This is a genomic window from Micromonospora pisi (assembly GCF_003633685.1).
In the GTDB taxonomy this organism is placed as follows: Bacteria; Actinomycetota; Actinomycetes; order Mycobacteriales; family Micromonosporaceae; genus Micromonospora_G; species Micromonospora_G pisi.
In genome coordinates this window covers 5,813,890-5,833,717 of the sequence record NZ_RBKT01000001.1, presented here as the reverse complement: position 1 = coordinate 5,833,717, position 19,828 = coordinate 5,813,890, and the positions used below count along the sequence as shown (strand labels likewise).

The 19,828-nt window shown below is 70.2% G+C and carries 15 protein-coding genes; 5 read left to right on the top strand and 10 right to left on the bottom strand.

Going from position 1 to position 19,828, the window contains the following annotated elements; genetic code table 11:
- Nucleotides 1-215 precede the first annotated feature (215 nt).
- Nucleotides 216-1,247 carry a 3-isopropylmalate dehydrogenase gene (locus tag BDK92_RS24915; RefSeq protein ID WP_121162549.1) on the bottom strand — a complete coding sequence of 344 codons (1,032 nt, stop codon included), beginning with the start codon at nucleotides 1,245-1,247 and terminating at the stop codon, nucleotides 216-218.
- Nucleotides 1,248-1,468: 221 nt separating this feature from the next.
- Between BDK92_RS24915 and BDK92_RS24910 the strand changes: the two genes are divergently transcribed.
- Together BDK92_RS24910 and BDK92_RS24905 are read left to right on the top strand one after the other, a co-directional pair.
- Complete coding sequence (locus BDK92_RS24910; protein WP_121158887.1) at nucleotides 1,469-2,404, top strand: FAD:protein FMN transferase; 936 nt, start codon at nucleotides 1,469-1,471, stop codon at nucleotides 2,402-2,404.
- A 299-nt stretch (nucleotides 2,405-2,703) separates the two neighbouring features.
- The gene (locus BDK92_RS24905) at nucleotides 2,704-3,060 is read left to right on the top strand and encodes a hypothetical protein (RefSeq protein WP_211349365.1); all 357 of its coding nucleotides are present in this window, start codon (nucleotides 2,704-2,706) and stop codon (nucleotides 3,058-3,060) included.
- Nucleotides 3,061-3,121: 61 nt separating this feature from the next.
- Here the strand turns inward: BDK92_RS24905 and serA are convergent, their stop codons facing one another.
- From serA to BDK92_RS24880, 5 genes are all read right to left on the bottom strand, one after another.
- Nucleotides 3,122-4,720, bottom strand: a complete 1,599-nt coding sequence (gene serA, locus BDK92_RS24900; RefSeq protein ID WP_121158885.1) for a phosphoglycerate dehydrogenase — start codon at nucleotides 4,718-4,720, stop codon at nucleotides 3,122-3,124.
- A 234-nt stretch (nucleotides 4,721-4,954) separates the two neighbouring features.
- Nucleotides 4,955-5,968, bottom strand: coding sequence for a ketol-acid reductoisomerase (gene ilvC / locus BDK92_RS24895; RefSeq protein ID WP_121158884.1), 1,014 nt, complete (start codon nucleotides 5,966-5,968; stop codon nucleotides 4,955-4,957).
- A 42-nt stretch (nucleotides 5,969-6,010) separates the two neighbouring features.
- The gene (ilvN, locus tag BDK92_RS24890) at nucleotides 6,011-6,526 is read right to left on the bottom strand and encodes an acetolactate synthase small subunit (protein ID WP_121162548.1); all 516 of its coding nucleotides are present in this window, start codon (nucleotides 6,524-6,526) and stop codon (nucleotides 6,011-6,013) included.
- 28 nt (nucleotides 6,527-6,554) lie between these two features.
- Nucleotides 6,555-8,552: an acetolactate synthase large subunit gene (locus BDK92_RS24885; RefSeq protein ID WP_121158883.1), complete on the bottom strand. Its 1,998-nt coding sequence runs from the start codon at nucleotides 8,550-8,552 to the stop codon at nucleotides 6,555-6,557.
- Between the two features lie 277 nt (nucleotides 8,553-8,829).
- Nucleotides 8,830-11,133 carry a putative bifunctional diguanylate cyclase/phosphodiesterase gene (locus BDK92_RS24880; protein WP_425462254.1) on the bottom strand — a complete coding sequence of 768 codons (2,304 nt, stop codon included), beginning with the start codon at nucleotides 11,131-11,133 and terminating at the stop codon, nucleotides 8,830-8,832.
- A gap of 224 nt (nucleotides 11,134-11,357) precedes the next feature.
- Here BDK92_RS24880 and ilvD point away from each other — a divergent pair, with 224 nt between their 5' ends.
- On the top strand, nucleotides 11,358-13,205 hold the full coding sequence (gene ilvD / locus BDK92_RS24875; RefSeq protein ID WP_121158882.1) for a dihydroxy-acid dehydratase: 1,848 nt from the start codon (nucleotides 11,358-11,360) through the stop codon (nucleotides 13,203-13,205).
- 180 nt (nucleotides 13,206-13,385) lie between these two features.
- Here the strand turns inward: ilvD and BDK92_RS24870 are convergent, their stop codons facing one another.
- On the bottom strand, nucleotides 13,386-13,745 hold the full coding sequence (locus BDK92_RS24870; RefSeq protein ID WP_147457110.1) for a hypothetical protein: 360 nt from the start codon (nucleotides 13,743-13,745) through the stop codon (nucleotides 13,386-13,388).
- A 318-nt stretch (nucleotides 13,746-14,063) separates the two neighbouring features.
- Here BDK92_RS24870 and BDK92_RS24865 point away from each other — a divergent pair, with 318 nt between their 5' ends.
- Together BDK92_RS24865 and BDK92_RS24860 are read left to right on the top strand one after the other, a co-directional pair.
- Nucleotides 14,064-14,819, top strand: coding sequence for a helix-turn-helix domain-containing protein (locus tag BDK92_RS24865; RefSeq protein ID WP_121162546.1), 756 nt, complete (start codon nucleotides 14,064-14,066; stop codon nucleotides 14,817-14,819).
- Entirely contained in the window at nucleotides 14,807-14,998 is a 192-nt protein-coding gene (locus BDK92_RS24860) for a DUF397 domain-containing protein (RefSeq protein WP_121158880.1), read from the top strand. The genes BDK92_RS24865 and BDK92_RS24860 overlap by 13 nt, the downstream gene beginning before the upstream one ends.
- 359 nt (nucleotides 14,999-15,357) lie before the next feature.
- Here BDK92_RS24860 and BDK92_RS24855 read toward each other — a convergent pair whose 3' ends face one another.
- From BDK92_RS24855 to BDK92_RS24845, 3 genes are read right to left on the bottom strand one after another with little or no spacing between them, the layout of a single operon-like run.
- The gene (locus BDK92_RS24855) at nucleotides 15,358-17,859 is read right to left on the bottom strand and encodes a glycoside hydrolase family 2 protein (protein WP_121158879.1); all 2,502 of its coding nucleotides are present in this window, start codon (nucleotides 17,857-17,859) and stop codon (nucleotides 15,358-15,360) included.
- 49 nt (nucleotides 17,860-17,908) lie between these two features.
- Nucleotides 17,909-18,802, bottom strand: a complete 894-nt coding sequence (locus BDK92_RS24850; protein ID WP_121158878.1) for a carbohydrate ABC transporter permease — start codon at nucleotides 18,800-18,802, stop codon at nucleotides 17,909-17,911.
- On the bottom strand, nucleotides 18,799-19,809 hold the full coding sequence (locus tag BDK92_RS24845) for a carbohydrate ABC transporter permease (protein WP_121158877.1): 1,011 nt from the start codon (nucleotides 19,807-19,809) through the stop codon (nucleotides 18,799-18,801). The genes BDK92_RS24850 and BDK92_RS24845 overlap by 4 nt, the downstream gene beginning before the upstream one ends.
- Between the last annotated feature and the right edge of the window lie 19 nt (nucleotides 19,810-19,828).

Genomic DNA, 19,828 nt, shown 5'->3' with positions numbered 1-19,828 from the left:
GCGCTGACCTCCATGGGGTTCGGCACGCGGACAGGGGGCGCGCCAGGGGGAAACGAGTTGAAGAAAACTTACCCCGAACGTTCGTTCAACGGGAGTCTCCGGTCGGCTCGTCGACCGGTACGGACCCGCGACGATCACGTACGGCAACGCCAGCGCCCACCCCGAGTGGGGTGGGCGCCGACCAGGATAGAGCAGATCGAGGGTCGGGCCGTGGATCAGCCGGCCGCGTGGGCGGCGAGCCGGTCGCCAACTTCGGCGGTGCGCAGCGCCGCGCCCGGGGTACGGGCGGCAAGCTCGGCCGCGACCGCCCCGGTTACTCGGGTCGCCGCGTCGCTGTATCCGAGGTGGTCGAGGAGCAGGGCGGCGGAGAGCACCGCGGCGGCCGGGTCGGCCACGCCCTGACCGGCGATGTCCGGCGCCGAGCCGTGCACCGGTTCGAACATGGAGGGGTAGGCCCGCTCCGGGTTGATGCTGCCGCTGGCGGCGAGTCCGATGCCGCCGCTGACCGCCGCCGCGATGTCGGTGAGGATGTCGCCGAAGAGATTGTCGGTGACCACCACGTCGTACCGCTGCGGCTGGGTGACCAGGAACATCGCCGCCGCGTCCACGTGCTGGTACTCGGTCTCGATGTCGGGGTGTTCGGCGGCGACCGCCTGGAACGCACGGGCCCAGAGCGAGCCGGCGTGGGTCAGCACGTTGGTCTTGTGCACCAGGGTGACCTTGCGCCGCTCCCGCCGCTCGGCACGGGCGAACGCGTCCCGGATCACCCGTTCCACCCCGTGTCGGGTGTTCAGGCTCTCCTCGGTCGCCACCTCGGCGGGGGTGTCCCGGTGCAGGGATCCACCGGCACCGGCGTAGAGCCCCTCGGTGCCCTCACGGACCACCACCAGGTCGATCTCGCCCGGCTTGACCGTGGCGAGCGGGCTCGTCGTGCCCGGCCAGAGCCGGGACGGGCGAAGGTTGACGTACTGGTCGAAGTCGAAACGGAGGCGCAGCAGCAGGCCGCGTTCGAGCACGCCCGGCGGCACGGTGGGGTCGCCGACGGCACCGAGCAGGATGGCGTCGTGTCCGGCGAGCTCCGCCTGGACGGACTCCGGCAGCACCTCGCCGGTCCGGTGGTAGCGCGCGGCGCCAAGGTCGTACTCGGTGGCCTCGACACCGGGAAGCACCGCGTCGATGACCTTTCGAGCCTGCGCCACCACCTCCGGCCCGATACCGTCACCGGCCACTACCGCGATCCGTGCCACCGACACGTTGAACCCCTTTGTCTCTACGTCGTCTCTAGGAAACGTTAAGGCCCCGTCTCGTTTTACGGTACGCCGGTCCTAAGATTTGGGAAATGGGAACGCTCAGGACACTCTCAGGCGATACCCATGACACGGCCATCTTCGCTGCTTATTGTGCTTCCGGTGGCCCGAACGGCCGGCCCTCGACCGGTCGACCGACACCGTCACAGAGGGGGCGGAAGATGCCGATCAGTGAGCGCAGCCGGACCGATCGTCACCGGTGGACGCAGGACCGTACCGCCCCACCCGACCTTCGGCTCGGCGGCGGTCCGAGCCCCGGCCTTCCCGGCCGCCCCGGCCCCGGGCTGGCCACCACCCGCGCCGACCGGGTCGTCGCCCGGCACACCGTACGCACCTCCATCGCCGAATACTCCCTGGTCGTGAACGGACCGGCCGAGTGGGGCCGGCGTGGCCTGGGCGAGGCGATCCGGGACGCGGTGGCGGAACTACGGGCGATCGACCTCACCTACAGCCCGGCCCGACCGGAGAGCCTCGTCTCCCGGCTGCGCCGCGGCGAGATCGCGGCCGACGCGTACCCACCCCTGGCCGACCTGGTGCAACGGTGCGCGGCGATGCGGGCGGCCACCGACGGCTGGTTCGACGCCTGGGCCGTACCGGGCGGGTTCGACCCCGGCGGCCTGCTCAAGGGCTGGGCGGTCGAACGAGCCGCGGCCCGGCTGCGCGCCGCCGGCAGCGCCGACTACGCCGTACTCAGCGGCGGTGACCTGGTGGTGCAGGGGCGCGCCCCGCACGGCGGGCCGTGGCGGATCGCGGTACACCAGCCGACGGCCGTACCGCGCCCGAACGAGGGGCGTTACCCGATCAACCGGAGCCACCCGGCCGACGCCCAGCGGGCCCCGCTGACCCTGGAGCTGACCAGCGGTGCGATCGGCAGCTCCGGCGTGGCCGGCCGGGTCGACCACGTGGTCGACCCGCACACCGGGGAGCCGGCCCGTCAGCTCGCCGCCACCACGGTCCTCGGACCCGACCTCTCCGTCGCCGACGCGTACGCCACCGCGCTCTACGCCGCCGGCCCGGCCGGACTGGACTGGTTCCCCACGTCGAACGGCTACCGCGCGTTGATGGCACTGCGCCGTCCGGCCGGCGCCTCGGTCTGACCGCACCACCGCTGCGCGAACGGCCCCCACGGTCTCGGCAACGATCGTGGGGGCCGGCCAGCGACGAGTACGCGTGGCTCGCGTACACGGGGTGTGCCGGTTACCCGGTTGGTCGACGCGCGCTCATCACCCGAAGACGAGTCCACGCCTGGAACTCACCGGGTATCCAGTATGGAACCTAACCAATCGACGCAACTCGCCGCAAGGCCACGTGCACGACGCGTCGTCCGAGGATATTCACCGCGAGTCGCGCGGGGTACGCACGAATGGGTGAACGTCGGATGGCACCCTGTACCACCGTGAGTTTCGATCTGGTTGTGTGGGCCCTGGAGCACGGGGCCTCGTCAGCGGAGGTGCGGGCGGCCCATGCGCGGTGCCGTCAGGGCCAGCATGCCCGGGGTGCACCACAGCCACGGGTGGCGGCGTTCTACCGGGCGGTGATCGCGCGCCACCCCGACGGGGTCGCCGCACCCGCCTCGCCCTGGGAGGTGGTTCCGCTGCACATCGCGGCGGACCATGTCGAAATGAGACTGAGTCCCAGCTGCGACGACGAGGTACTGCTGCTGATCGAACGGCTCGCCGGCGAGCACGGCCTGCTGCTGTTCGACCCCCAGGACGGCTCGGTCTACCCACCGCCGAGAGCGGTGGTCCGCTGACCCGCTGGGGCTCGGCTACCGGCCGAGCCCCGGCGGGCTTATCGCGACCCCGCCCCGGCTACTACTCCTCGCGCAGGTCGGCGGCGCTGGCCGCGACCGCGCCGATCGAGTCGGCCGCCGAGCTGAGCAGCTCCGCGTCGAGGGCCGAGTCCACGGTCAACGTCATCAACGCCTCCCCACCGGCCTCCCGCCGCGCCACCTGCATCGCGGCGATGTTCACCCCGGCCGCGCCGAGGATCGAACCGACCAGGCCGACCACACCGGGCCGGTCCGCGTACCGGAAGAAGAGCAGGATGCCCTCCGCGCCCAACTCCAGGTCGAAGCCGTCGACCTCGGTGAGCCGGAACACGTCCCGGCTGCCGGTGCTCGTCACCGTGCCCGAGACACTGACCGAACGACCGTCGGGCAGCGCCCCCGCCAGGGTCACCAGGTTCGGGTGGTCGATCGTCTCGGTGTGCGTGGTCAGGGCGACCTCGACCCCGCGCGCGGCGGCGAGATGCGGCGCGTTGACGTACGTCACCTGCTCCTCCACCACCGAGGCGAACAGACCCTTGGTCGCGGCGAGCTTCAGCACCGACACCTCATGGGCGACGATCTCGCCCCGTACCTCGACGGTCACACTGGCGGCGACCCCGCCCGCCACCGCCGTGAAGACCCGGCCGAGCTTCTCGGCCAACGGCAACAACGGCCGTACGTCCTCCGCCACCACGCCGCCGGCCTGCACGTTCACCGCGTCCGGCACGAACTCGCCCTGCAACGCCAGCTTGACACTGCGCGCCACCGCGAGACCCGCCTTGTCCTGCGCCTCCACCGTCGAGGCGCCCAGATGCGGGGTGGCCACCACGTTGTCAAAGGCGAACAGCGGCGAGGCGGTGCACGGCTCCTTGCCGTAGACGTCGATGCCGGCACCGGCGACCCGCCCCTCGGCGATCGCGTCGGCCAACGCCTGCTCGTCGACGAGCCCGCCCCGGGCGGCGTTGACGATCCGGACACCGGGCTTCACCATCGCCAACTCCTTCTCGCCGATCAGGCCCACCGTCTCCGGCGTCTTCGGCAGATGGATGGAGATGAAGTCGCTCTCCCGCAGCAACTCCTCCAACCCGACCAGGCGAACCCCGAGCTGGGCCGCCCGCGCCGGTTGGATGTACGGGTCGTACGCGACCAGCCGGGTGCCGAAGGCTGCCATCCGGGCGGCGAACAGGACCCCGATCCGACCGAGTCCGACCACCCCGACGGTCTTGCCCTGGATCTCCACACCGGTGTATTTGGACCGTTTCCACTCCCCCGCCTTCAACGCGGTGCTCGCGCTGGCGGTGTTGCGGGCGACCGCCAGCAGCAGCGCGATCGCCTGCTCGGCGGCGGAAACGATGTTCGAGGTGGGCGCGTTCACCACCATCACGCCCCGGGCGGTGGCGGCGGGTACCTCCACGTTGTCCAGTCCGACGCCGGCGCGGGCGACCACCCGCAGCCGGGGCGCGGCGGCGACCGCCTCGGTGTCGATCAGGGTGGCGCTGCGCACGATCACCGCGTTCGCCTCGGCGAGGGCGGTGAGCAGGGCGGGACGGTCGGTGCCGTCGACATGGCGTACGTCGAAATCGTGCGCGAGCACGTCGACGGCGGCGGGGGCGAGTTCCTCTGCGATCAGTACGACAGGCTTCATGCGTCCTCTTGACATCGTCCGGTGCAACGGCGGTGGCGAGCAGGACGCCGCTCTGCGCCCCGCGCCGCGCCATCGATGGTCGTACGGTGCGGATGCATCGACTAACCGCGATCGTAGGCGTCTCACAGGCAGCGGACCAGGAAACGACACGGCGCCCCCGGTGGTGGATTCCCACCACGACGGAGGCGCCGTGAACGCGTCGTACGGACGTCAGCCGGTCGGACCGACCAGAGGTCAGGCCGTCTCGGTGAGCGGGCGGTCGACCCAGCTCATCATGCCGCGCAGCTTCTTGCCGGTCTCCTCGATCGGGTGCGTCGCACCCTCGGCCCGCCACTTGTTGAAGTTGGGGCGACCGGCGTCGTCCTCGGCGATCCACTCGCGGGCGAACTCGCCGGACTGGACCTCCGCCAGGATCTTGCGCATCTCGTCCTTGACCCGGCTGTCGATGACGCGCGGGCCGCGCGAGTAGTCGCCGTACTCGGCGGTGTCGGAGACGCTGTAGCGCATCCGGGCGATGCCGCCCTCGTACATGAGGTCGACGATCAGCTTCAGCTCGTGCAGGCACTCGAAGTAGGCGATCTCCGGGGCGTAACCCGCCTCGGTGAGCACCTCGAAACCGGTCTGCACCAGCGCCGACGCGCCGCCGCAGAGGACCGCCTGCTCGCCGAAGAGGTCGGTCTCGGTCTCCTCCTTGAAGGTGGTCCGGATCGCGCCCGCGCGGGTGCCACCGATGCCCTTGGCGTACGCGAGGGCGAGCGCGAGGGCGGTACCGCTGGCGTCCTGCTCGACCGCGACCAGCACCGGCACGCCCTTGCCGTCGACGTACTGGCGGCGGACCAGGTGACCCGGGCCCTTCGGCGCGACCATCGCCACGTCGACGTTCGGCGGCGGGGTGATGAAGCCGTACCGGATGTTCAGGCCGTGACCGAAGAAGAGGGCCTTGCCGGCGGTGAGGTTCGGCTCGATCGCCTCGGCGTAGAGCGAGCGCTGCGCGGTGTCCGGCGCGAGCACCATGATCACGTCAGCCTCGGCCGACGCCTGGGCCGGGGTCAGCACCCGCAGGCCCTGCTCCTCGGCCTTGACCCGGCTCTTGGAGCCCTCCGGCAGGCCGATCACCACGTCGACGCCCGAGTCGCGCAGGGACAGCGCGTGCGCGTGGCCCTGGCTGCCGTACCCCAGGACCGCGACCTTCTTGGCCTGGATCAGGCCCAGGTCGGCGTCGTCGTCGTAGAAAATCTCGATGCTCATGTCTTCCCTTTCATGCGGCGCCCGACGGCCGGGCCACCGGACCTAAGCGGCACGCAACGCCGAGCCTGTGGTGATCGAACGCGAGCCGCGCCCGATGGCCACCAGCCCGGACTGCACCATTTCCTTGATTCCGAACGGCTCCAGATCACGCAGCAGCGCATCCAGTTTGTCCGGGGTGCCGGTCGCCTCGATGGTGAGGGTGTCCGGCGCGACATCGACGACCCGGGCCCGGAACAGGTTCACCGTCTCCAGCACCTGGGCCCGGGCGGCCCGGTCGGCCCGCACCTTCACCAGCACCAGTTCACGGGCGACCGAGACGGACGGGTCCAGCTCGACGATCTTCAGCACGTTGACCAGCTTGTTGAGCTGCTTGGTGACCTGCTCCAGGGGTGAGGAGTCGGCGTTGACCACGATCGTGATCCGGGAGACGTCCGGGTTCTCGGTCTCCCCGACCGCGAGCGAATCGATGTTGAAGCCACGGCGGGAGAAGAGCCCACCGACCCGGGCGAGCACACCGGGCTTGTTCTCCACCAGCACGGAGAGCGTGTGCATGGTCATGTCGTACTCCGCTTCACAGGTCGTCGCGTCACAGGTCGTCGTCGTCGAAAGCGGGGCGGACACCCCGGGCGAACATGATCTCGTCGTTGCTGGTGCCGGCGGCGACCATCGGCCAGACCATGGCGTCCTTGCCCACCACGAAGTCGATGACGACGGGGGCATCGTTGATCGCCATCGCCGCTTCGATGGTCTTGTCCACGTCGGCGGCGGTCTCGCAGCGCAGGCCGACACAGCCGAGTGCCTCGGCGAGCTTCACGAAGTCCGGGATCCGGTGCTTGTGGGTGCCGAGATCGGTGTTGGAGTAGCGCTCGCCGTAGAAGAGCGTCTGCCACTGCCGGACCATGCCCAGGTTGCCGTTGTTGATCACGGCGACCTTGATCGGGATGCCCTCCAGCGCGCAGGTGGCCAACTCCTGGTTGGTCATCTGGAAGCAGCCGTCACCGTCCACCGCCCAGACCATCGTCTCCGGCCGACCCACCTTGGCACCCATCGCCGCCGGCACCGCGTAGCCCATCGTGCCCAGCCCGCCGGAGTTGAGCCAGGTGTTCGGCTTCTCGTACGAGATGAACTGCGACGCCCACATCTGGTGCTGGCCGACGCCGGCCACGTAGATCGCGTCCGGACCGGCCAGCTCACCCAGCCGCTTGATCACGTACTGCGGGGCGAGCGTGCCGTCGGTCGGCTCGTCGTATCCGAGCGGGTAGCGCTCGCGCAGGTCGTTGAGCTGCTCCCACCACTCGGTACGGTCGCCGGGAGCCGACCGTCCACCGGTGCCGGCGAGACGCTCACCACCGGCCCGCACCGCGTCGATCAGCTCGTCGATCACGTGCCGCGCATCGCCGACGATCGGCACGTCGGCGGCCCGGTTCTTGCCGATCTCGGCCGGGTCGATGTCGGCGTGCACGATCGCCGCCCCGGGGGCGAAGGAGTCCAACTGGCCGGTCACCCGGTCGTCGAACCTGGCCCCGAGCGCCACGATCAGGTCCGCCTTCTGCAGGCCGTACACGGCGGCGACGGTGCCGTGCATGCCGGGCATGCCGAGGTGCTGCGGGTGCGAGTCGGGGAAGGCGCCCCGGGCCATCAGGGTGGTGACCACCGGGATGCCGGTCAGCTCCGCCAGGTGCAGCAGCCCCTCGGTGGCACCGGCCTTGAGCACACCGCCGCCGACATAGAGGACCGGTCGACGGGCGGCGGCGATCAGCCGGGCCGCCTCGCGGATCTGCTTGCCGTGCGGGTGCAGGGTGGGGCGGTAACCGGGCAGGTCGAGCGTGGGCGGCCAGGAGAAGGTGGTCTGCGCCTGGAGCACGTCCTTGGGGATGTCGACCAGAACCGGGCCGGGGCGGCCGGTCGACGCGAGGTGGAACGCCTCGGCCAGCACCCGCGGGATCTCCTCCGCCGTCTGGACCAGGAAGTTGTGCTTGGTGATCGGGAGCGTGATGCCCTGGATGTCGGCTTCCTGGAACGCGTCCGTACCGATCGAGGGCCGGGCCACCTGGCCGGTGATCGCGACGATCGGCACCGAGTCCATGTAGGCGTCGGCGATCGGGGTGACCAGGTTGGTGGCCCCCGGGCCGGAGGTGGCGATGCAGACCCCGACCTTGCCGGTGGCCTGCGCGTATCCGGTCGCCGCGTGGCCGGCGCCCTGCTCGTGACGGACCAGGATGTGCCGCACGGACGAATCGTAGAGCGGGTCGTACGCGGGCAGGATGGCGCCACCGGGAATGCCGAACGCGACATCGACGCCGAGCGCCTCCAGCGACTTGACCAACGATTTCGCGCCGCTGACCGGCGTCGGGCTGACGGCCCGCGCGGGACCCGACACTCCGCCGGGCAGTGGAGCGACGACGCCGTCTGCGGGCTCGTCGGCCGGACGGGCCCGACGGGTCGCCTGGTCGGCCGCGCCACCCTCGATACCCCCGGTACGGGCGCGGCGGGCGAGCTGCTCAGCGGGGTCGGTTACCACCTCGGCGCTCTGCCGACTTCGACGCGCGGTGTGGGCGAGTGTCTCTGGCGTGGGTCTCGTCATAGCGATTCAGGCCTTTAACTCAGATCGGTGTTGTCTGCGTGTGCGTTGCGGGGGAAGCCCGCCCGATGAGGGGATCCGCTCGCCCGACGTCCGCTCGGCCGGGCTGGTCACCCGTACGCGAGGCTTGGCACCCGGGCCGAGGTGGAAGGACCCGCCTCGATGACTGGGAGATGGCCAATAAAAACGGCCCTCGTGCAGATGCACGGGGCCAGCGCACTCTCTGACTCGAGAGTGCGCTCAGGTAAGTACTCGAAACGACCTGGTCGACGACATGGGGCTAAGCCTGACGCATCTCACGCGATGAGTCAACTGATCCCAGATTCTGGGCAGGTCGATTTCGTGGGGCGGGCACCGCACGCGCTCCGGGCGAGGTCGCGGCATCGAGCATCGCCTCCAGATGCTCGGCCGGAACCCCCCAGCCGAAAAGCTGTCCCTGACCGAACCGGCAGCCGGCCTCGACCACCGCTGCCAGCTCCAACGGGTTCGTCACCCCCTCGGCGATCACCTCCAGCCCGAGCTGGTGACCGAGTCGCATCACCACGTCGACCATCGGCGCGAAGACCCGGCGCTCACCGCTCTCCCGGGCCCGGATCGGCTCCTGCTCGGCAACCAGACTGTGGTCGATCTTCAGAATGTCGATCGGTAGCTTCCGCAACTGCCCGAGGGAGGAGTAACCCGCACCGAAGTCGTCCAGGGCGATCCGTACGCCGGTGGCCCGGAGCGCGGCCAGCCGCCGGATCAACTCGTCCAGATCGGTCGCGACCGCGTGCTCGGTCACCTCCAGCACCAGCCGTTGCGGCGGCACCCGGTGCGCCCGCAGCGCCTCGGCCACCTGCACCACATATTCCGGGGCGTGCAACTCCTTCGGCGACACGTTCACCGAGACCCAGACGTCGTGCCCGTCCGCCAGCCAGACCGACAACTGGTGACACGCCTGGTGCAGCACCCACGCGCCGAGCTGGGCGATCATGCCGCACTCCTCGGCCAGCGGGATGAACTCGTCCGGTCGGACACTGCCCAGCTTCGGGTGGTGCCAACGGAGCAGCGCCTCGGCCCCCACCGGACGTACCGACGGCACCGCCACCACCGGCTGGAAGGCGAGGTGCAGCTCGTCGCGCTCGATCGCGCCGCGCATCTCGTGTTCCAACGTGGTCCGGCGGCGCAGCAGGTGGTCGTAGGCGACGTCGTAGCGCTCGACCCGGTTCTTCCCACGCTGCTTGGCGTAGCGCAGCGCCAGGTCGGCATTGCGCAGCAACGTCTCCACCTCCGGTGCGCTCGCCTGCCCGGCCACCCCGATGCTCACCGAGAGGAAGATCCGCCCGGCCGGGTGGTCGTAGGGGCGGCCGAGGATGCCGAGCAGCCGCTCGGCCACCCGCTGCGCCTCCGGCGGCCGGGCCCACATCAGCACCGCGAACTCGTCACCGCCGAGCCGGGCGGCCACGTCCCCGGGTCGCAGGTTGAGCCGCAGCCGCTGCGCCACCTCGGCCAGCACCGCGTCCCCGACGTCATGACCGTGCAGGTCGTTGACGTTCTTGAAACCATCAAGATCAAGACCGAGCAGTACGCACGGAGCGGCCGACCCGGACTCCTGCTGCAACGCGCGGAGCAGCCCCCGCCGGTTCGCCAACCCGGTCAACGGGTCGGTGTGCGCCAGCTCCCGGAAGTGCGCCTCGCGCTCGGCCAGCCGGCCCGCGTACGCCCGGACGTCCCGCAGGGCGAGGGACTGCCGGGCGACCAGCGCGAACCCCTCCACGCTGCCGCAGACGATGCCGAGCATGGTGAAGTCGCCCATCCGGAGCAGGTGATAGACGGCGGAAACGGCCATCGCGAGCATCGGCAGGAACGCGTAGCCGCTGCCCCGCCGAATGATGTCGGCGTCCACCTCGCCGACCGGGTCGGGCGAGCGGAGGCCGGCGAAGAGCAGCAGGAAGCCGACCGGGAGCAGCCCCGCGCCGGTCAGCGCCACCGCCGGGCCGGCCTGGCAGATGCCGGCTGCCAGACCGAGGCCGGCCACCGCGACCAGGATCACCCCGGCGGCGATCAGCAACAGGTCGCGGCGCGGCCAGGGGGCGCGTACGCCGACCACGAAGACCAGTCCGACCGCCCCGGCGGCGGCCACCGTGGCGAGCACGATCGCCGGACAGCCCCTCGGGGTCGCGTCGCCGAGCAGCCGGGTCGGCTCGGCCAGCAGCACCCAGCCGACGAACCAGAGCGCCGCCCCGATCACCACCCCGTCCAGGATCAGGCGCAGCGTGGCCGACCTGCTCTGGGTGGCGCCGGGCAGCCGCAACACCCCCGCGCAGAGCACCAGGCTGCTGACCGCGATCCCGATCGCGACCACGGTGGCGAGCGTCATCCGCTGCGGCTGGTGGTGGGCCCAGTGCGGGGCCATGCTGAGGATGCCGACCAGGCCGGCGATCGCGCTGACCGTGGCCAGGCCGGCTCCGCCGGCGATGATCAGGTGGGCCTGACGTCGGATACCGGCGCGTCGAAGCCCTGAGGAGATCAGCACCGACGTACCGGCCACCGCCGCGAGCCCACCCAGCACCGCGACGACCGTCGCGACCGAGGGGAGTTGCACGCATCCACTGTGCCGGATACCGGCCGTCCCGTGGGGTACCGGGGGCACCTTGTTTGACCGGGAAAGACAAGTCGGGCGGGTGTCGGCCCCGCGTCCGCGTCGACGAATCGGGCGGGAGTGATCAGGCGGGACGTAAGGGGCGCCCACCGCCGCCCTTTCCCGCGTTCTGGACGCGGGACGCGGCGCCCCGGCCCGATCCGCGCCGACGGTGTAACACTGGTGCAATGCCTGACCTGCGGTCGAAGACCTCCACACACGGCCGGACGATGGCCGGGGCGCGTGCGCTCTGGCGGGCCACCGGGATGACCGACGACGACTTCGGCAAGCCGATCGTGGCCATCGCCAACAGCTTCACCCAGTTCGTACCCGGGCACGTCCACCTCAAGGACCTCGGCGGCCTGGTCGCCGACGCGGTGGCCGAGGCCGGCGGGGTCGGCCGGGAGTTCAACACGATCGCGGTGGACGACGGCATCGCCATGGGCCACGGCGGCATGCTCTACTCGCTGCCCAGTCGCGAGTTGATCGCCGACGCGGTCGAGTACATGGTCAACGCGCACTGCGCGGACGCGCTGGTCTGCATCTCCAACTGCGACAAGATCACCCCCGGCATGCTGCTGGCCGCGCTCCGGCTCAACATCCCCACCGTCTTCGTCTCCGGCGGCCCGATGGAGGCCGGCAAGACGGTGGCCATCGAGGGCATCGTGCACGACAAGATCGACCTGATCGACGCGATGATCGCCGCCTCCAACGACGCGGTCACCGACGACCAGCTCAGCGAGATCGAACGCTCCGCCTGCCCCACCTGCGGCTCCTGCTCCGGCATGTTCACCGCCAACTCGATGAACTGCCTCACCGAGGCGATCGGGCTGGCCCTGCCGGGCAACGGCTCGGTCCTGGCCACCCACGCCGCACGCAAGGCGCTGTTCGAGGAGGCCGGCCGGACCATCGTGGAGATCTCCAAGCGGTGGTACGACGGCGACGACGACTCCGTCCTGCCCCGCTCGATCGCGAGCCGGGCCGCGTTCGACAACGCGGTCGCGCTGGACGTGGCGATGGGCGGCTCCACCAACACCGTGCTGCACCTGCTCGCCGCCGCCCGGGAGGCGGAGCTCGACTTCAGCGTCGCCGACATCGACGCCATCTCCCGCCGGGTGCCCTGCCTGGCGAAGGTGGCCCCGAACTCGCCGAAGTACCACATGGAGGACGTGCACCGGGCCGGTGGCATCCCGGCCATCATGGGCGAGCTCGACCGGGCCGGCCTGCTCAACCGGGACGTGCACTCGGTGCACTCCCCCAACCTGGACCAGTGGCTCGCCGACTGGGACATCCGGGGCGGCAGCCCCACCGCCGAGGCCGTCGAGCTGTTCCACGCCGCCCCCGGCGGGGTCCGCACCACCAAGGCGTTCTCCACCACCAACCGCTGGGCGACCCTGGACACCGACGCGGCCAACGGCTGCCTCCGGGACCGGGAGCACGCGTACACCGTTGACGGCGGGCTCGCCATCCTGCACGGCAACCTCGCCCCGGAAGGCGCCGTGGTGAAGACCGCCGGTGTCCCGGCCGACCGGCTCACCTTCCGCGGACCCGCGAAGGTCTACGAGTCGCAGGACGACGCGGTCACCGCGATCCTCGCCAAGGAGATCGTCGCCGGGGACGTGGTGGTGATCCGCTACGAGGGCCCCAAGGGCGGCCCCGGCATGCAGGAGATGCTCTACCCCACCTCGTTCCTCAAGGGACGCGGCCTCGGCCGGGACTGCGCACTGATCACCGACGGCCGCTTCTCCGGCGGCACCTCCGGCCTCTCCATCGGGCACATCTCGCCCGAGGCCGCCGGCGGTGGGCTGATCGCCCTGGTCGAGCCGGGCGACGAGATCGTCATCGACATCCCGACCCGGTCGATCGAACTGAACGTGCCCGCCGAGGTGCTCGACGCCCGACGGGTCGCCCAGGAAAAGCGCGACAAGCCGTACACCCCGGTCGACCGGCAGCGTCCCGTCTCCGCCGCCCTACGCGCGTACGCCTCGATGGCCACCTCGGCCAGCGACGGCGCCTACCGCCGCGTCCCCGAGTAAGGATGGGCCCCTTGTTATCGCATTTTGTATAGGAAGGGCCCCTTCCTAACCCCCTGCTGGGCGGTTCAGCGGATAGCAGGGCGGTTGAGTTCGCACAGGTCAGAGGCAGGATCCCGAGAGGTGGGGATCCTGCCTCTGCCTTACTCCGCCGACCGCTGCCCCCACCGGCCAGCGGAGAGTTCACCACTCGTCGGGGTCGGCCTGCGGCTTCCACATCGGCGGCGGGCCGTCGGTCTTCAGCTCGGCAAGGAGCCCGAACCAACGCTCGTACAACTCCCCCGGCGTCGGCGCCCCGCCAGCGGGGAGGCAGGTGTAGAGGTCTCCCATGCAGTCGATGAACATCATGCCGAGGTGAATCGAGAGAGAAGCCCGCATGCCCTGGTACCCGAGCAGCAGTTCCTGCCGCTGGGTCGAGCAGGGCGACTCCTCGCCGCACCGCTTGCACCGCCACATCGGCCGGGCTGGGACGTGAAGCGCACCGCCGGAGATGCCGGTAGGCCACGGCTCAGGAAGGTCGGGCCGCCGGGGGCGGGTGCTCATCGCGGTACCCGATAGCCGCACCGCTGGCCGAACGTCCAGCGGGGCTCGATCGCCGGATATGGAGTGGTCGCAAGTTCCGCCCAGGCGGGCCGCACCGGGAGCGAGGCTGGCCGTGGCGACGGGGTGGGTGAACCGCGCCTGCCGAACCGGCCCGAAGGCCACCATCTCCGTAGCCGAGACATACCGATCTCCTCCAACTTAGGCCGCCGGGTCGCCCAGCAACGCATGTCAACAGCGTGAGCGCGGCGTACAGACATAGATATGTCAATCGACTATGGTCGTTTGGCATTTGGATTGTCCCTACAGGAGGGCCGGGCCATGAACGAGGTATTGCGCAACGCGCTCTCAGCCAAGGGCTTGACTGCCGAGACACTCGCTGCGCGGCTCGGGATCGATGCCAAAACGGTCCGGCGCTGGGACTCGGAAGGCCGGATTCCGCAGGCTCGTCACCGTGCCGCAGCGGCGGAGGCCCTCGGCAAGGATGTCGAAGAGCTGTGGCCCGAGTCGGTCCGGCGGCGAGACGTGGCGTGGTTCCGTCCTTGGCGCGAGCAAGAGTCGGCGTCTGTGTCACTGCGAGGCTTCGAGATCGGCGTGGTGCCGGGGCTGCTCCAGACCGAGGATTACGCCCGCGCGGTGCTGTCGACCAGTCCGCTGCACCTCGATGAGGTAGAACGGCTGGTCAGGATACGACTAGAGCGACAGAAGGCCGTCTTCGACCGACCTCGACCGCCGATGTGTGTGTTCGTTCTCGACCAGGCCGTCCTCATGCGCGGTCAACCAGACCTCATGGCCACGCAGCTTGCCCAGCTCATCGCGATGGCCGAACGCCCGAACGTGTTCGTGCACGTGATTCCCCTGGAAGCCGGACTACACCCGGGGCAGGCCAGCTTCGTGCTCGCTTCCATGCACGACTCACCGGACGTGGCGTGGCTGGACGACCAGGCATCCGGACGTCTGGTGAGCGACCCTGGACAAGTGGCCTCGCTGACACGGGTCTGGGATGCTGTGCGGGGATACGCGTTACCCCGCGACCTGTCGATCCAACTACTGAAGGCAAGGCCATGGCTGACCTGACCGGCGCCCGCTGGCGCAAGAGCACCCGCAGCGGCTCGAACGGTGGGAACTGCGTGGAGGTAGCGGACAACCTGCCCGGCGTCGTCGCCGTACGCGACAGCAAGGACCGTGACGGCGGCACCCTGGCGTTCCAGTCGGATGCGTGGCGCAGGTTTGTCGCCGGGGTGGTCGCGGACTGAACTCGGCGAGCGGCGGACAACAGCGAAGATCGGCGTTGCCGACCGTAATCAGCTCATGAAAAGCATCGGCCCCTACCGCACGCGCTATTCACAGAAATGCCGTGGATGGCCGAGATCGCACTCTGGGCTTGGGAAGTACGGCTACCGGCTGTGATCGCCGCCTGGTCTGCGCGCAGGTCGTGTTCGACATCTACAGCCAGACGGCAGGCTGACTCCTTGGGTGCCTGCCGTACCGCTGGCGGTTGATTGTTGGGGCACAGCGACGACGACCACACCAGCCGCGTCGGTGCCCGCTGGGGAATCGCTTCCCCAGCGGGGCATCATCCGATCCGCCACACCCCGGATATGTTCGCTCTTCCTCAGGCGTCGGGACGGTCGTTGACGCATCGGAGGACAGGCCCCACGCCGAGCGCGGCGGCGTCGAGCGGGCCCGCCGACGTGACGGTGAACGTCACCGACTCCCCCGGCAGCAGAGTGACCAGGGCCTCGTCCACCTCGGCGGTGGGGTCGAGGCGGTCGGCGGCGAGCACCAGATCCCGCAGGATCGTCCGGGCGGTCACCCGTACCCGGGTCACGTAACCCGAGGCGCTCGGCTCCGACTCGACCACCGTGTCGTAACCGGCGGTCGGGTACGGGATGTCACGGTCCTCGGCGAAGAACCAGAACGCGCGCTCGCCCGTACCGGACGCCTCGGCGAGCAGCAGCTCGTGGCGGGGCCGATCCGCCGCAGCCAGGTCGGCCGGGAGCGGTACGGTCGCCGCCGAGTGCGGCGCCACGTCCACCTCGACAGTCGTCTTCGCGATCGGTTCGCCGCCCAGGGTCAGCCGGGTGACGGTGACCGAGGTACGCCACCCGTCCGGCCCGTCGTTCACCGCGACCACGTTCAGCCCGGCGTCGGCCGGCTGTACGGTCAGCAGCCGGTCGGCGTACGCCCGGCGCAGCGCGTACCACAGGGGTTTGCGCCGCCCGTCGCCGTCGACCGCGGCCCACGAGGTGACCGGCCAGCAGTCGTTGAGCTGCCAGACGATGGTGCCCATGCAGATCGGGCGCAGGGAGCGGAAGTGTTCCACCCCGAGCGCGATCGCCCGCGCCTGGTTGACCTGGGTCAGGTAGTGCCAGTCGTCGAAGTCGACCGGCGCCGGCAGGTGGGCGTCGAGTCCCCGCTGGAGCTTCTCGTCACCGCCGCCGGCCTTCTGGTGGTGGGCCATGCCGGGCGAGTCGTGGGCCAGTGGTTCGTCGCTCAGTGCCCGGCGCAGCGTCGCGTACGCGGGCGGCGCCTGGTAGCCGAACTCGGCCACGAACCGGGGCCGGTAGTCCCGGTAACGGGTGTAGTCGACCTGGTTCCACACGTCCCAGATGTGCATGCTGCCGTGCGCCGGGTCGTTGGGGTGGATGTCGGGTCGCCCGGACCACGGGCTGCCCGGCCAGTACGGGCGGGTCGGGTCCAGTTCGGCCACGATCGCCGGCAGCAGCTCGAAGTAGTAGCCGGCGCCCCAGGTGCGGTCTCCCAGCTCCTCCTGCCAGCCCCAGTCGTGCCAGCCCCAGATGTTCTCGTTGTTGCCGGTCCAGAGCACCAGGCTGGGGTGACTGGCGAGGCGGGCCACCTGCTCCCGGGCCTCAGCGGCCACCTCGGTGGCGAACGGTTCCTCCTCCGGGTAAGCCGCACAGGCGAACGGGAAGTCCTGCTGGACCAGGAGGCCCAGTTCGTCGGCGAGGTCGTAGAAGTCCTCGGTCTCGTACAGCCCGCCACCCCAGACCCGGAGCAGGTTGACGTTCGCCTCGACGGCCTGGGTGAACCGGGTGGCGAGCCGGTCGCGGGTGACCCGGGTGACAAAGACGTCGTCCGGGATCCAGTTCACGCCCCGGACCACGATCGGCGTCCCGTTGACCACGATGGTGAAGGCCGAGCCGTGCTCGTCGGAGCTGGTGTCGAGCTGGAGCGAGCGGAACCCGATCCGACGCTGCCAGGTGTCGAGGGCCCGGCCAGTGCCGACGCCGTCGCCGTCGCCGTCGCCAGTGCCGTCGCCGTCGTGCAGGGTCACGTCGAGCGGGTAGCGGGGCTGTTCGCCGTACCCGCGCGGCCACCAGAGTTCGGGCTCGGGCACGGTCAGCCGCAGCACCGCGACGGTCTCCCCGGCGGGGATGACCACCTCGGCCCGTACCCCGGCGACGGCGGCGACGACGGTCAGCGGCGCGTCGGTGGCGCGCTCGACCCCGACGCGTACCTCGACCTGGCCGGTCCGGTCGTCGACGGTGACCAGCGGTCGGACCTCGGCCAACCGGGCGACCGACCAGGTCTGCAACTCGATCGGCTGCCAGATGCCGGCGGTGACCAGTGTCGGGCCCCAGTCCCAGCCGAAGTTGCAGGCCATCTTCCGAATGAAGGCAAACGGCTCCGGGTACGCGTTGGGTCGGTTCCCGAGCCGCTCGCGCTGCTCCTCCGCGTAGCGGTACGGGGAGTCGAACCGGACCCGCAGCGTGTTCTCGCCCGGGACCAGCGCCGACCGTACGTCGAACCGGTAGCCGCGGTGCATGTTCGCGGTGCGCCCGACCTCGAAGCCGTTGAGGGTGACGGTCGCGACGGTGTCGAGCCCGGCACAGGCGAGGTCGACCCGGTCAGCCTTCTCGTCGTCCCAGTCGAACGTGGTCTCGTAGACCCAGTCGGTACGCCCGATCCACGCCAGCGCCAGTTCGTTGGCGTCGAGGTACGGGTCGGGGATCAGCCCCACGTCGAGCAGGTCGGTGTGCACACAGCCCGGCACCGTGGCCGGCACCGCCCGCTCGGGCAGTTCCCCGGGCACCTGCGGTCCGGGCACCGCGCGCAGCGACCAGCCCTGGTGCAGGGTCCGGCGGGCGGTCACGACCGTGCCCCCTGGCTGGTGTGGCTCCCCGGACCGTTGTGGCGAAACGTCATGACTTGACCGCGCCTTCCATGATTCCTCGAACAATCTGCCTGCCCCCGATGAAGAGCATGATGAGCAACGGGATGGTCGCCACCAGCGCGCCCGCCAGGACCCGGCGGTACAGCACGTAGTTGCCGCTGGCGAGGTCGGAGATGGCCACCATCGACGTCGGGTAGTCCGTCCCGTTGAGAGTGATCAAGGGCCACTGGAAATCATTCCAGGTGCCGACGAAGGTGAGCAGACCAAGGACGGCGAGCGCCGGCCGGACCGCCGGCAGCACCACGCTGGCGTAGATGCGCATGGTCGTGGCCCCGTCGATCCGGGCCGCCTCGACCAGCTCGTCCGGCACCGCCTCCAGGATGAACTGCCGCATGTAGAAGACACCGAACGCGCTGACCAGGCCGGGCACGATGACGGCGAGCAGGGTGCCGTTCCAGCCGATCTCGCCCATCACGATGTAGAGCGCGACCACGCCGAGTTGGTTCGGCACGGTCAGGGTGAGGATCACGATGACCATCAGCACGTTCCGGCCCCGGAACCGCAGTTTGGCGAAGGCGAACCCGGCGAGTGAGCAGAAGAAGAGCACGGAGAGGGTGACGACCGAGGAGACGATCGCGCTGTTGGCCAGCGACTGGATGAAGTAGACGTCCTGGAGTGAGAAGACCTCGCGCAGGTTGGTCAGCAACTGGTCGCCGGGAACCACCTGGGGTGGGAGTTTGGCCAGCGCGGCGTCGGTGCTGGTGGCGATGACCAGCATCCAGTAGAGCGGGAAGGCGGAGAAGACGAAGACCAGGGCGAGGAACAGGTAGTTCCAGATGCTGGCCGGGGTGTCCGCTGGCGCCCGACCGGTCAACGCGGCCCGTCGCCGGCCGCCGCGCCGCTTCACCACGGTCGTGCTCATCGCTTCCCCCCGCCGAGCCGGTTGGTGATCAGTGCGTTCACCGCGGCGACCACCACGATGATCAGGAAGAGTGCCCAGGACATGGCGGCGGCGTATCCGAGGTTGAGGTCCTTCCAGCCGACCTTGTAGATGAGCTGGGCGATCGTCTGCCACTCGCCGTTGGCGCCGCCCCGGGCCGCCTGGGCGTTCTGTTCGAGCAGCATCGGCTCGGTGAAGAGCTGCAACCCGCCGATGGTGGAGAGCACCACCGTGAAGATCACCACGGGCCGGATCATCGGCACGGTGATCCGCCACAACTGGCGCCACACCCCGGCGCCGTCGACGGCGGCGGCCTCGTAGATGTCCTTCGGGATCGACTGCATGGCGGCGAGGTAGAGCAGCGCGTTGTAGCCGATCCACTTCCAGTTGACCATCGTGGCGAGGACGAGCCATGACGACCACTTGGCGCTGCGCCAGTCGATCGGCTCGGCACCGCCGATGTGCAGCACCGAGAGCACCCAGTTGGCGACACCGGTGTCCCGGGCGAAGACGGCGGCGAAGACCAGCGTCGAGGCGGTGATCGGGGTGACGTACGGCAGCAGCACCCCGACCCGCCACCAGGTCTGGGCGCGCAGCCGGCGGTTGAGCACCGACGCTATCACCAGTGCCAGGGTCAACTGCGGCACCGTGGAGAGCAGGAAGATGCCGAAGGTGTTGTAGAGCGCGTTCCAGAAGTCGTCGTCGGTGAGCAGTTTCTCGAAGTTGGCCAGCCCGGCCCAACCGGTGAGGGTGGCGTCGTCCAGACGCCAGTGACGCAGCGCCACCACCCCGTTGAAGATGATCGGGAAGACGCCGAAGACCAGGAACAGCAGGAAGAATGGGGCGACCAGCAGGTAAGGGGTGTAGCGCAGGTCGAATCGGTAGAGCCGGTTGCGCCAGCGGTGCGGGTCGGGGTCGCCCGGGCCGGCGGAGCGCCCGCCCGACCCGGTGGGCGGGGCCGCCGCCGGGGTGGCACGGGTAGTGGACATCGGGACCTCCAGGGCCGGG

Coding starts and splice junctions, on each gene's coding strand:
- BDK92_RS24885 (WP_121158883.1), bottom strand. CDS start 8,552: ATGACGAGACCCACGCCAGAGACACTCGCCCACACCGCGCGTCGAAGT.
- BDK92_RS24850 (WP_121158878.1), bottom strand. CDS start 18,802: ATGAGCACGACCGTGGTGAAGCGGCGCGGCGGCCGGCGACGGGCCGCG.
- ilvD (WP_121158882.1), top strand. CDS start 11,358: ATGCCTGACCTGCGGTCGAAGACCTCCACACACGGCCGGACGATGGCC.
- BDK92_RS24870 (WP_147457110.1), bottom strand. CDS start 13,745: ATGAGCACCCGCCCCCGGCGGCCCGACCTTCCTGAGCCGTGGCCTACC.
- ilvN (WP_121162548.1), bottom strand. CDS start 6,526: ATGACCATGCACACGCTCTCCGTGCTGGTGGAGAACAAGCCCGGTGTG.
- ilvC (WP_121158884.1), bottom strand. CDS start 5,968: ATGAGCATCGAGATTTTCTACGACGACGACGCCGACCTGGGCCTGATC.
- BDK92_RS24860 (WP_121158880.1), top strand. CDS start 14,807: ATGGCTGACCTGACCGGCGCCCGCTGGCGCAAGAGCACCCGCAGCGGC.
- BDK92_RS24865 (WP_121162546.1), top strand. CDS start 14,064: ATGAACGAGGTATTGCGCAACGCGCTCTCAGCCAAGGGCTTGACTGCC.
- BDK92_RS24845 (WP_121158877.1), bottom strand. CDS start 19,809: ATGTCCACTACCCGTGCCACCCCGGCGGCGGCCCCGCCCACCGGGTCG.
- serA (WP_121158885.1), bottom strand. CDS start 4,720: ATGAAGCCTGTCGTACTGATCGCAGAGGAACTCGCCCCCGCCGCCGTC.
- BDK92_RS24910 (WP_121158887.1), top strand. CDS start 1,469: ATGCCGATCAGTGAGCGCAGCCGGACCGATCGTCACCGGTGGACGCAG.